Raw genomic sequence first — 11768 nt, forward strand, 5'->3', positions numbered from 1 at the left:
CGCTAGCCGCGAAAGAGGCCGGCCAGCGGCGAGCGGGTTTCAGGATAGCCATGGCCTGCGTCGATCTGGACGAAGCGTTCGCCGCCAATGTCCACCGAGCGGGTGACGATAGTGGCGGCCGGAAAGGCGGCGGCATCCGCTTCCGCCTCCGCGAAGCTGCGGTGGGGCAGGAGGCGGCGCAGGTTGCAGGCGGTGGGAAACATGATGCGCGCATCGGCGCGGTCGAGCATCGCCCGTGGTGTTGTCCAGAGCAGGGCCACCGTTTCGCGACCGTCGGGCTCGGCCTTCGCGTCGCCGTGAAGACGGGCGAGATAGAAGCGCGTGTCGAAGCGCCTGGAAATCTCCGCGGGCGGGCACCAGCGGCTGAAGTGCAGAAGCGCGTCCGGCACCAGCGAAAGGCCGAACCGATCGAGCAAGCCCGCGAATGGCTCCCCCGCATGAAGGCCGGCGCGCACGGCGGCCAGCGTCGCGGGATCGGGCGGCGGATCGAGGCCGAGGGCGAGGCCCACTTCCTCGATCGTCTCGCGGATCGCACAGATGCGGGCGGCATGGTCGTCGAGAGCGTCGTTCGCGGGGAGGAAGCGGGCGGCCAGCGTCACGTCGCCCGGATCGACGCGGCCGCCGGGGAAGACCCAGGCGCCCGCGCCGAAGCCCATCGTGGCGGCGCGCTGGATCATCAGCAGTTCCGGCGGGCCCTCGTTCGGCTCGCGCAGCAGGATCAGGGTCGCGGCCGGATGAGGCGGCGTCAGGCTCAATCCCCGGCGGCCTCATGCGCGGCGCGATCGGCGTCGGTCGGCTCGGTCTGGAGCAGCCAATGCCCGGTGCCCTCCAGGCCGAGCGCGGTCAGCACCCCGCTGTCATAGGCGCCCGTATCGATGCCCATGCGGTTGGGGCGCAGAGTCGGCTCCGTGGTGATGCTGTGGCCGTGGACGATCATCCTGCCGTGATAACCGGGGTGATCGAGGAAGCTGTCACGGATCCAGCGCATCTCGACCGGCGTCTGCTCGTCGATCGGCACGCCGGGACGGACGCCGGCATGGACGAACAGATAGTCGCCCAGCTCCACCTTGTCGGCCATCGCGGCGAGATAATCGGCATGTTCGCGCGGGATCGCCGCCTGCATGCGCGCGATCAACGTCTCGACCTCTTCGCCTGCGGGCAGATCGTCGAGGCCGACGCCGTAGCTTTCCAGCGTCTGGATGCCGCCGATGCGGAGGAACAGGCGCATCGCCGCCTCGTCACCCGCCAGCGCGCCGAGCATGACCTCCTCGTGATTGCCCTTGATCGCATGGAAACGATCGCCGGCCGCCTGCAGCCGGATCGCGCGCTCGACGACGCTGGCGGAGTGGGGGCCGCGATCGACGAGGTCGCCGAGCAGGATCAGGGTCGTGCGGCTGGATCCGCGCGCCTCATCGTCCCGATCGATCATCGTCAGCAGATCGTTCAGCAGATCGAGCCGGCCGTGAATGTCGCCGATCGCGTAGACGCGCTCGCCTTCCGGAATGGCGGGGGCGAAATCGGCCGGAACGGGCTCCGGCTCCTTCCGGCCGAAGCCGAACAGCTTCAGCGCCCCGAGCATGGGAACCTCCGGAAACGGAGCGGGGAACGGAGCGGGATCATGACGCTCATCTAGGAGTGGTTATGCCCCTGCAACAAGCCCTTCAGAGGCTGTTTGAGATGCGCCTGTCGGTGCATGCGGGTGCCGTCCCCGAAATACGCTCTTCCGCGCATTTCGCGAACACCTCTCAGCCGTGCAGCGCGGCAGGGCGCGTGGCGATGTCTCCATCGCCGTTCAGCATGAGGATATGCTGCGCGGCATCGCGGACCGCACCGTGGCCGCCCGCGCGGGGCGTAACGAGGTGCGCGGCGGCGATCAGCTCGGGCTCGGCATCGGCGGGCGCGATGCGGAGCGCGGCGCCGGCGAACAGCGCGAGATCGGGCAGATCGTCGCCCATCGCCGCGGTTTCGGCGGGCGCGATGCCGAGGCGGGACTGGAGCGAGGCCAGCACCGTCGCCTTGTCGCCGACGCCGCCGTGGAGTTCGGTAATGCCGAGCTCGGCGGCGCGCCGGGCGAGGGCGGGGGAAGCGCGGCCGCTGACTATCGCGACCGTCACCCCCGCCTGCTGCAGCAATTTGATGCCGAGCCCGTCGCGGACGTTGAAGCGCTTCAATTGCTCGCCCTCGGCGCCGTAGAACAGGCCGCCATCGGTGAGCACACCATCCACATCGAGCACGAGCAGGCGGATCATGGGACCTGCATAGTCGAAGCGGATGTTCGGGGCCAAGTGGCGCGACGTGGGATTAACACAGTGTCAATCGACCCCGTATTGATCGGTCGCCATCGATCGCACATCCAATTGAAAGACACTCGCAACACAGAAAAAGACGGTCTAAGGCACACGCACGATACGAAAAAGGAGGAGCGCTTGGTCGCTCAGGACAGCGCCACGCACCGTACGACGACGCCCCCGCCCGCCGATCTCGTCGCCTATGGCCGCCAGGTCATCGGCGCGGAGGCCAATGGTTTGCTCGCGCTCTCGGCCGCGCTGGACGACCAGTTCGCGGAAGCTGTGACGGCCCTGCTGACGCTGCGCGGTCGCGTGGTGACGACCGGCATGGGCAAATCGGGCTATGTCGCGCGCAAGGTGATGGCGACGCTTTCGTCCACCGGCCTGCCCTCCGTCTTCGTCCATCCGGGCGAGGCGGCGCATGGTGACCTGGGCATGCTGGCGCCGGGCGACGGGCTGATCGCCTTTTCCAATTCGGGCGAGACCGAGGAATTGCAGCCCGTGCTGATGCACGCGCGTAAGCTGGGCCTGCCGATCATCGCGGTGGCCGGTCGCGCCGAGTCCACGCTGATGCGCCAGGCCGATATTGGCCTGCTGCTGCCGTCGGTGGGCGAGGCCTGCCCCGCCAATCTGGCGCCGACCACCTCCACCGCGATGATGATGGCGCTGGGCGATGCGCTGGCGCTGGCGGCGATGCAGGTGCGCGGTATCTCCCGTGCGGGCTTCGAGGAGCTGCATCCGGGCGGCGCGATCGGCAAGCGGCTGATGCGCGTCGCCGCGATCATGCACCAGGGCGATGCGATGCCGATCGTGCCGCTCGATTGCCGGATGCGCGACGTGATCATGATGATGACCTCGCGCAGCTTCGGCATGACGGGCGTGGTGGACGAGACGGGCCGGCTTGTCGGCGTGATCACCGACGGCGATCTGCGGCGCCACTTCGACTCGCTGTCCGAAGGCACGGCGGCCGAGATGATGACGCCCGATCCGAAATGGGTGTCGCCCGGCTGCCTGATCGAGGACGCGCTGGCGCTGCTGAACAAGCACAAGATCACGGCGATGTTCGCGGTGCCCGAGGACGGCACGGACCGGCCGGTCGGCATCGTCCATGTCCATGATTTCCTGCGGCTGGGGCTCGCTTGACCGCCGCGATCGTCATTCCGGCCCGCTACGCCTCCAGTCGTTACCCCGGAAAACCGCTCGCCCCGCTGACGGGCGCCAAGGGCGAGGCCAAGCCGCTGATCAGGCGGACGTGGGAAGCGGGCCTGCAGGTGCGCGACGTGACGACCCTGCTGGTAGCGACCGACGATGCGCGGATCGCGGATGCGGCGCGCGGTTTCGGTGCGGCGGTGGCGATGACGCCCGAGGGCTGCGCGAACGGGACGGAGCGCTGCGCCGCGGCATTGCCGGGCCTGCCCGACGATATCGACATCATCGTCAATCTGCAGGGCGATGCGCCGCTGACCCCGCCGCATTTCCTCTCGGCCCTGCTGGAGGAGATGGCGGCGGATCCGACGATCCGCGTGGCGACGCCCGCGATCCGCGCGACGCCCGAGGTGCAGCGGCGGCTGTTCGCGGATCAGGCGGCCGGGCGTGTCGGCGGCACGACGCTGGCGACCGACGCGCGCGGCGATGCGCTGTATTTCTCCAAATCGGTGATCCCGCATATTCCGCCGTCGCGGATCGGCGATCCGACCCTGCCTTTGTTCCTACATGTGGGCGTCTATGCCTACCGGCGCGAGGCGCTGGAGGCCTATGCGGCGGCACCCGTCGCGCCGCTGGAAGTGCTGGAGGGGCTGGAGCAGATCCGCTTCCTCGACATGCGCGTGCCCGTGCGCGTGGTGGAGGTCGATCCGCAGGGCTGCGACATCTGGGAATTGAACAATCCCGAGGATGCGCCCGTGATCGAATCGGCGCTCGCCTGCCGGGGAATCGAGTGAGGTGGCACGCGCCTATCCCGGCGATGCGCCGGGCCTCCTCGACGAAGCCTGCGCGACGCTGCGCCGCACGCGCCGCCGCCTGCGCGAGAGGCGGTGCCGCGCGCTGAGCCGGGCCCGGCCGATCGACGCGGGGCGGACCCTCGTGACGATGCTGGAGACGCTGCCGATCCTGATCGATCCCGCCGATGCCGGGCTGTCGCGCACGCTGGCGGCGGACGGCTATTGGGAAATGTGGCTGACCGAGGCGCTGGAAAGCGTGCTGCGGCCGGGCATGACCGCGATCGATATCGGCGCCAATCTCGGCTATTTCTCGCTACTGATGGCGGATCGGGTGGGCCTCGCCGGCCATGTTCATGCATTCGAGCCGAACCCGGCGATGGCCGCCCTGATCGCGCAGAGCGCGGCGCGGGCGGGCATGGACAAGCGGATCACGCTCCATGGCGATCCCTTGTGGGACGTGGAAGGCGAGGCCTCGTTGCTCAAGGTGCCGGACGGCGAGCCCAAGAACGCGCATCTCGTCACGCATGTGGGCGACGATGTGCCGGGCGTGCGCCTGACGACGCGGCGGCTGGACGGCTATGCCGAGCTGCTCGACGCCGATGTGATCAAGATCGACGTGGAAGGCGCCGAGGAGAGGATCTGGCGCGGCATGGCGGGGCTGTTCGCGCGGAAGCGGGCGCTGACGGTCTTTCTCGAATTCTCGCCCGTCCGCTATGAAGCGCCGATGGCCTTTCTGGACGAGATCATGGCGCAGGGCTTCGCGCTGGGCGAACTGAGCGTGAGCCACGGCATTCGCCGCGTCACGCCCGAACAGATTTTGGCCGGCGCGCCCGACGAGGATCGGATGCTGGCGCTGACACGAGGATTGCAGGCATGAGCCAGACGACGTTGCTGGGGCGGCCGGTGGGCCTCGACCAGCCCTTGTTCCTGATAGCGGGGCCTTGTGCGATCGAGACGGAGGCGCTGGCGCTGTCCGTGGCCGAGACGCTGCGCGGGATCGCCGAGCGGCTGGGGATCTTCCTCATCTACAAATCCAGCTTCGACAAGGCGAACCGCTCGTCCGGTTCGTCCTTTCGCGGGGTGGGGATGGATGAGGGGCTGCGCATCCTGGAGAAGGTGCGCGCCGAGACGGGATTGCCCGTGCTGACCGACGTGCATGAAGCCGGGCAGGTGAAGCCCGTGGCCGAGGTGGTGGACGTGCTGCAGACGCCGGCTTTCCTGGCGCGCCAGACCGATTTGATCGAAGCGGTGGCGGCGAGCGGCAAGCCCGCCAACATCAAGAAGGCGCAGTTCATGGCGCCGGGCGACATGGTCAACGTGATCGACAAGGCGCGCGCAGCGGCAGCGGCGGCGGGCGTGGCGAATCCCGAACTGCTGGTGGCGGAGCGGGGTACGAGCTTCGGCTACGGCAATCTGGTGGTCGACATGCGCGGGCTGGTGATCATGCGCGATACCGGCTGCCCGGTGGTGTTCGACGCGACCCATTCGGTGCAGCTGCCAGGTTCCAAGGGCACCAGCTCGGGCGGCCAACGCGAATTCGTGCCGGTGCTGGCGCGGGCTGCGGTGGCGGTGGGCGTGTCGGGGCTGTTCATGGAGACGCATCCCGATCCGGAGAAGGCGCTGTCGGATGGGCCCAATGCGATGCCGCTGGGGGAGATTGAGGGGGTGTTGCGGCAACTAATCGCCATCCGTGACGCGAAGCGGGACTGAGCCGAGCCAATGAATCCCTTGCCGATTGTTATTGGAGACCAGAAGCAGCGCGGACCGGGAACAGGTGTCGCTGTATATTCGGCTGCTTTGACGGCGGCGCTGGATGATGCAGGCCGGCGCTGGATGGCTATCAATGCAGATGCTGTGCAGGTGTCCCGCTCACGACGCTGGCTGAGGGCTGCTCGGCCGGGCAGCCGAAAGGCTGATTGGGGAGATAACGCAATTGAGGTGCCAGATTTGTTCCGCGAGGCTCAGGTGCATTTCGACATGTGGCGACGGCCTCTGGAGATTGCTTTGTCCGGCCCGACAGGTATCGCTCATTGGACCTATCCGGTGCCGATTCGGATCGCGGGCTGGCGAAATGTATATACCATCCACGATACGATCCCATTGGATCATCCGAGTCTTTCACCAGTCGCGAGCCGGCGGGCTCGACGGCTGCTGGAAACGCTGATCTCAAGCGCGAGCCGGATCGTGACCGTGTCTCGCGCTTCGCAGGACGATATAGAACGGCTATTCGCACCGCCATCAGGTTTCGTCGTCAATCTTGGCGAGGCAGTGGATGTGTCGCATACACCCATGCCGCTCCCCGCCGGTCTGCTGCCTCGAGATTACTTGCTTTGTTGCGGTACCGTAGAGCCTCGCAAGAATATCTCCCGGCTGATCGAGGCGTGGCGATCAAGCGGCGCGGACCTTCCTCTGGTGCTGGCTGGGCCTGCCGGATGGCGGTCGGGGCCGATCCTGGCAGCGGCAAAAGGAGACGTAATTCACCTCGATTATTTGGCGCGCGAAACCCTTTTGTCGCTGGTAGCTTCGGCACGGGCGCTCGTCATGCCAAGCTTGACAGAGGGGTTCGGCTTGCCGGTGGCGGAGGCGATGATGCTGGGCACGCCGGTAGTAACCAGCGCGGAAGGAGCGCTCGCGGAGACCGCCGGGGGGGCTGCGCTTACGGTCAGCCCGCAGAATACCACCGCGCTTGCCGCCGCGCTCCGCAGGGTCGCGAAGGATGATCTTTTGTGTAAAAGGCTGGCGGCGGCTGGTGGTGTGCGTTCGACCGCCTTTTCCATTGGGGCATTCGGGCAGCGACTGGCCGCTTTCTATGACAACTTGACGATAGAGGGCTGACGTGACGCCGTTGCGCATCGGGATAGATGGATTCAACCTGGCCATGCCGCAGGGTACCGGCGTCGCCACTTATGGCCGCACCCTGGCAGAGGCGATTACGGGGCTCGGCCACAAGTTGGACCTTGTTTATGGCGTGCCAGTTGCACTCGACAGTCCGGAGGATATTCGAGAGACTTTGTTTTACGGTAGGCTGAGTGAAGAGCGCGGGTTGAACGACAAGCCGGTGTTAACGCTTAAGGCGAAGATCACGCGTGCGTTAATGACACCCGAAAAGCGGCAGCTGCTGCAGATACCGCATAGTGGCCGGGTGATTACTTCTGGTCTTGAGGGGCGTGTACCGCCGTTCGACAGGCTGTTCACACGTGGTAACGTGTTCGATGTCTCGGCGCGTTATTTTCGTCGTTTCAAGCGTTTCTTAACGCTGACCATGCCCGATCCGCCCGAAATCATGCACTGGACTTATCCATTGCCGATCCGGCTGGAGGGCGCCCGCAACATCTACACCTTCCATGATATCGTACCGCTGAAGCTTCCTCACACAAGCCTGGAGGACAAGCGTTATTACCATCGTTTACTAAAACACTGTGTTGATGCGGCTGACCATATTGTTACTGTCTCAGAGAGTTCTAAAAGTGACATATTGGAGTTTTTCCCCGCAGCGCAGGGTAAGATCACGAACACCTATCAGTCTTTCGAAAGCGTAGAGCCACCGTCTAACTACGAGCTTGCTCGTCGGCTCGACCGTCTCTTTGATCTTGAACGGGGCGGATACCTACTTTTTTTTGGTGCGATCGAGCCCAAGAAGAATCTCGGACGATTAATTGAGGCCTATCTCCGCTCGGAGATCACCACGCCGTTTATCATCGTCGGCTCGACTGGCTGGAAATCGGATCAGGAATTGCGACTACTGCATGGTGGCTCTGGAACGCGGCTAAAGGCCGCGAAGCAGATCCGACAGATTGACTATATGCCGCGTCGCCTCCTGTTGGATCTGGTTCAGGGAGCACGGGCCGTGCTTTTTCCGTCGCTTTACGAAGGCTTTGGGTTGCCGGCCCTCGAAGCGATCGCTTACGGTGTGCCGGTCATGGCCAGCGCTGCTAGTTCACTCCCGGAAGTGACCGGGGAAGCGGCATTGTACGTGGCTCCCTATGACATCGACGCTATGGTGGCCGCCCTTAAGAGGCTTGACGCCGACGCGGGCCTCAGAGACAGGCTGGCGGCCGAAGGGCCGCTCCAGGCGGCACGGTTTTCCCAGGGAGCCTATCGCTCACGTCTGCAGTCGCTGTATCAATCCGTCTTGGCAGCGTAACGTCGGCGATAAAGCGGAAAAGCGATGGCCCATCTCCTCATGAAGTTACGGAGCCCTAAATTGCAGAGTGAACGATGTGCCCGCGCGGGTAAGCTTGCGGTCCTGATCATGCCCGCGCTTCTCTCTGCCTGCTCCACGTTGCCGTCGAGCGGTCCTACTCGGGGCGAAGTGGTGCACGATCGTGAGGGCCAGAAGATTATGGGCTTTCAGATCGTAGAAATCAGCACGCCGGCGAGCGTCGCTGTTGCAGCGGCTGCCGCTGCCCCGCAAGGCGCGACGCTGCGCCAGCTTGCGGCCGAGGGCAATGTCGACTTGATCGGGCCAGGAGATATTCTTTCCGTCAACATCTTCGAGGTGGGCGCTGGCCTGTTTTCGGGCGGCGGTGCCACTTCGCTCGGCAACGACATGGGAACGGCGGAATCCGCAGGCGTGAACGGCGTGGTCGTGGATCGTGATGGCGCGATCACGCTACCTTACGTGGGCCGCCTGATCGTGGCCGGCCACACCGCCACCGAGGTGCAGGCAATGATTCAGCGGGCTATGCGAGGCATGTCGCAGAGCCCGCAGGCTCTGGTTGCGGTGCGCCAGAACGTCACGAACACCGTTCTGGTGCTAGGCGTGGTTTCCCGGCCTGGCAGACAGAGTCTGACACTCAATCGTAGCCGTTTGCTGGATGCTATCGCCGATGCCGGCGGTACGGGTTTGCAGCGGCAGGAGGACATGATCGTCCGCTTTACGCGTGGCGGGCGCAGTATTGAGCAACTCCTTTCTCTGATCAATACTGGCAGCCCGGACGATCTCGTTCTGTTGCCCGGCGACAGAATTCAAGTGATCCGTCGGCCGCAAACCTATACAGTATTTGGAGCGACAAAGGTTAGCCAGGTGAATTTCGACAATCCGGCGCTGACCCTGGCAGAAGCGATGGCGCGTGCCGGAGGGCCTGCAGATGATCGTGCGGATCCCTCGGCCGTTTTCGTGTTCCGGTATGCCCGGGCCGAGGACGGGACACCGGTTGTGCCGAAGCCGGGCGATGCCGGCACGCCGCCGACCATCTACCGCATCGATATGATGCGCCCTGCGAGCTACTTCTTGGCGCAAAACTTTATGATGCGCGACAAGGATGTGCTGTACATGGCCAACGCAGCGGCCAACCGGCCGAGCAAGCTCGTTAACATCGTCAATCAACTCTTCTCGCCGCTTGTTACAGCGAAAATCCTGCTGGATAACAACCCCTAGAGTGAGAGCGGAATTCTCTCTGGCGTCCGCGCATCCGCCATTGTCGTTTTGGTTTAGTTGTCGTTTGTTGGGTAATGAAGCCGATCGATGGCGGGGCCGGATTCGATAGTCTGTTTCAGTGGGCGTGGTCTGCGGCCCGCCTTGTTGTAGTAACTATCGCCGACACTACCGACCGACGGCTCGATCCGGGCTTCGGCGAGGCGCTCGGAGTACTTGATAGACACGTATTGCGATCCAAGGTCGCTATGATGGATAAGGCTGCCCCGATGGGCCGGCCGGCGATCGTGAAGCGTCTGTTCCAAAGCATCAAGGACGAAACTGGATGCGCCGTCCTGCTGGCTCGCCAGCCGACGATGCGCCTGGCTTAGGTATCGATGACGAAGGCAACGTAGACGAAGCCCGCGCAGGTCGCGACGTAGGTTAAGTCCGACACCACAGCATGTTCGGCGCTGGCGTGTAGAACCTGCGAATGATGTGATCGATCGGGCACGACGCCGCCTTGTAACTGACCGTCGTGCGAACCGGCTTGCTCTTGATCACTCCCGCCAGACCCATCTCGCGCATCGACCGCGCACCCTGCGGCGGGCAACGTACACGCCCTTCCGCATCATCTGTCGCCAGACCTTGCGTACGCCGTAGGCCACGAAGTTCTCGACGAACACGTGCATAACCTCGGGCGTGGGGGCTGCATCCTGTCGTGCCCGCGCCGACAGGCGTGTTTGATCCTGCGCTGTGCTACGCTCGCGGTGGGTGGATAGGGTGATCGGCAGAACGTGGCGGATCGGCTCGACCCCGTAGGTTTCGCGATGATCGTCGATGAAGGCGATCATCGCCGGAACGGGCGGTCGAACTCCGCCTGGGCAAAATACGCGGAAGCCTTGCGCGGGATTTCGTTGGCCTGCCGCATCTCGCGCCCTTCGCGCTCCAGCGCCTTCATCTTGTCAGCGACCTCGGTGGAACGCCAAAGCGCCTGCCGCTGTTCGCCTCGACCTCTCCATCCACTCATGCAGCGTCTGCGGAACGCAGCCGATCTTCTTCGCGATGGAAACCACCGCTGCCCATCGCTGCGGGGGATCGTGCTCGTGGTCCATCATCGTCCGTACCGCTCGCTCGCGGACCTCCGGCGCAAACTTGTCTTCGTCTTGCTTTTTCAGGGTCCACCTTCTCAGGAGTTGGAGCCTCCGACAAACCCGGCGCGGCTCACTTCCGTGGCTTACAAGATCTGGATCGGCTACGATGATAGGGAGCAGCCCTGAGAGGCGAAACGGACACCGGGGATACCGAATGCTGGCAAACATACGAGCGCACGTTGAGCGGAAAATCGCGGGTGCGACACTCGAAAGCTCTCCCTTCCCGCATCTGGTGATCAGCGATTTTTTTCCAGATGACGTGTATCAACGCATTATCCAATTCAATCCGTTCCAGCGGAACGTCGGGGTCCAGTGGTTGAGCCGTGAGTACTCGGCAGAGGTCAGTTCTGCCACGCCATATTATGCACGTAAGCAGATAAATTTTCATGCTGATCAAGAGTTTGATGCGCCTGAGGACCAGCGGGAATTTTGGTCCACGATTCGCAATATTTTCTTAGATGACGAGTGGTTTCCATATTTGATCATCAAAAAAACGCCGGATATATTTTCTCTGCGCTTCGGTGATTTGGTAAATGATCCGGATTTTGTTAGCTTGTTCAGGCGTGAGTTGTTCCTGCAACGTCATGAGCAGGGATATTACATCGGGCCGCACACCGACATTCCGACCCGTGTCTTCACCTGTATCTTCTCCTTCGCCAGCGAAGAAGGCTGGGACGAGTACGGCACGGAGCTTTTGGCTCCAAAAGACCGGTTGGTTCGCTGCTGGGGTAATGACCACTATGGTCCTGAAGGCTTCGAGGTTCGGAAAGTAGCCCCTTACCGGCCCAATAGCTTCTTGCTCTTTTTTAAGACGCGGCAATCGTTTCACTCGGTAAGAACGATCACGCCTGAGGTGCCGAACCAACGCTACGGAATGCAGTTTCAATTCTATGAGCCTTGGGGTGGCCTGTTCAAGGACCTGTCGAGCCCAGCGCTGATGGATGTGATCCGTCCGCCACGGCCTGTGATAGTGTGATCTGACCGACCTTGGCGACCCGCAGGCGAAGGACTCATCCCTTGAGCCCGGATT

General features: G+C 63.7%; 11 protein-coding genes, 1 pseudogene and 1 other annotated feature. Of the genes and pseudogenes, 8 read left to right on the forward strand and 4 right to left on the reverse strand.

Annotation, left to right across the window (positions count from 1 at the left end; translation table 11 throughout):
• Positions 1-2: 2 nt before the first annotated feature.
• From HL653_RS07190 to HL653_RS07200, 3 genes are all read right to left on the reverse strand, one after another.
• A complete protein-coding gene (locus HL653_RS07190) occupies positions 3-755 on the reverse strand; it encodes an NUDIX domain-containing protein (RefSeq protein WP_253717676.1) in 753 nt (250 codons plus the stop codon).
• Positions 752-1579 (reverse strand): metallophosphoesterase family protein, encoded by an 828-nt coding sequence (locus HL653_RS07195; RefSeq protein WP_171743916.1) that lies wholly within the window; start codon positions 1577-1579, stop codon positions 752-754. Before HL653_RS07195 ends, HL653_RS07190 begins: the two co-directional genes overlap by 4 nt.
• 166 nt (positions 1580-1745) lie before the next feature.
• Positions 1746-2249 (reverse strand): HAD family hydrolase, encoded by a 504-nt coding sequence (locus HL653_RS07200; protein WP_171743917.1) that lies wholly within the window; start codon positions 2247-2249, stop codon positions 1746-1748.
• A gap of 177 nt (positions 2250-2426) precedes the next feature.
• Here HL653_RS07200 and HL653_RS07205 point away from each other — a divergent pair, with 177 nt between their 5' ends.
• From HL653_RS07205 to HL653_RS07235, 7 genes are all read left to right on the forward strand, one after another.
• Positions 2427-3431: an SIS domain-containing protein gene (locus HL653_RS07205; RefSeq protein ID WP_171743918.1), complete on the forward strand. Its 1005-nt coding sequence runs from the start codon at positions 2427-2429 to the stop codon at positions 3429-3431.
• On the forward strand, positions 3428-4228 hold the full coding sequence (locus HL653_RS07210) for a 3-deoxy-manno-octulosonate cytidylyltransferase (RefSeq protein WP_171743919.1): 801 nt from the start codon (positions 3428-3430) through the stop codon (positions 4226-4228). The genes HL653_RS07205 and HL653_RS07210 overlap by 4 nt, the downstream gene beginning before the upstream one ends.
• A 1-nt stretch (position 4229) precedes the next feature.
• A complete protein-coding gene (locus HL653_RS07215) occupies positions 4230-5105 on the forward strand; it encodes an FkbM family methyltransferase (RefSeq protein ID WP_171743920.1) in 876 nt (291 codons plus the stop codon).
• Positions 5102-5938, forward strand: coding sequence for a 3-deoxy-8-phosphooctulonate synthase (kdsA, locus tag HL653_RS07220; RefSeq protein ID WP_171743921.1), 837 nt, complete (start codon positions 5102-5104; stop codon positions 5936-5938). The genes HL653_RS07215 and kdsA overlap by 4 nt, the downstream gene beginning before the upstream one ends.
• A 9-nt stretch (positions 5939-5947) precedes the next feature.
• Complete coding sequence (locus HL653_RS07225; RefSeq protein ID WP_171743922.1) at positions 5948-7063, forward strand: glycosyltransferase family 1 protein; 1116 nt, start codon at positions 5948-5950, stop codon at positions 7061-7063.
• 1 nt (position 7064) lies between these two features.
• The gene (locus HL653_RS07230; RefSeq protein WP_171743923.1) at positions 7065-8372 is read left to right on the forward strand and encodes a glycosyltransferase family 1 protein; all 1308 of its coding nucleotides are present in this window, start codon (positions 7065-7067) and stop codon (positions 8370-8372) included.
• Positions 8373-8543: 171 nt separating this feature from the next.
• A complete protein-coding gene (locus HL653_RS07235; RefSeq protein ID WP_253717678.1) occupies positions 8544-9608 on the forward strand; it encodes a polysaccharide biosynthesis/export family protein in 1065 nt (354 codons plus the stop codon).
• Positions 9609-9751: 143 nt separating this feature from the next.
• On the opposite strand, the pseudogene HL653_RS24120 reads toward HL653_RS07235, so the two are convergent.
• Positions 9752-10702: pseudogene (locus tag HL653_RS24120) on the reverse strand (IS3 family transposase); the annotation flags it as partial.
• Positions 10364-10480, reverse strand: a sequence feature (AL1L pseudoknot). Its footprint overlaps the pseudogene before it by 117 nt.
• A gap of 190 nt (positions 10703-10892) precedes the next feature.
• Between HL653_RS24120 and HL653_RS07250 the strand changes: the two are divergent.
• On the forward strand, positions 10893-11714 hold the full coding sequence (locus HL653_RS07250; RefSeq protein ID WP_171743927.1) for a 2OG-Fe(II) oxygenase: 822 nt from the start codon (positions 10893-10895) through the stop codon (positions 11712-11714).
• The last annotated feature ends 54 nt before the right edge of the window (positions 11715-11768 follow it).

Origin of the sequence: Sphingomonas sp. AP4-R1 (assembly GCF_013113735.1) — a bacterium.
Classification (GTDB): Bacteria; Pseudomonadota; Alphaproteobacteria; order Sphingomonadales; family Sphingomonadaceae; genus Sphingomonas_I.

Bases quoted from the DNA above. Each gene is read 5' to 3' on its own strand.
- HL653_RS07195 (WP_171743916.1), bottom strand. From the start codon at position 1,579: ATGCTCGGGGCGCTGAAGCTGTTCGGCTTCGGCCGGAAGGAGCCGGAG.
- HL653_RS07200 (WP_171743917.1), bottom strand. From the start codon at position 2,249: ATGATCCGCCTGCTCGTGCTCGATGTGGATGGTGTGCTCACCGATGGC.
- kdsA (WP_171743921.1), top strand. From the start codon at position 5,102: ATGAGCCAGACGACGTTGCTGGGGCGGCCGGTGGGCCTCGACCAGCCC.
- HL653_RS07225 (WP_171743922.1), top strand. From the start codon at position 5,948: ATGAATCCCTTGCCGATTGTTATTGGAGACCAGAAGCAGCGCGGACCG.
- HL653_RS07250 (WP_171743927.1), top strand. From the start codon at position 10,893: ATGCTGGCAAACATACGAGCGCACGTTGAGCGGAAAATCGCGGGTGCG.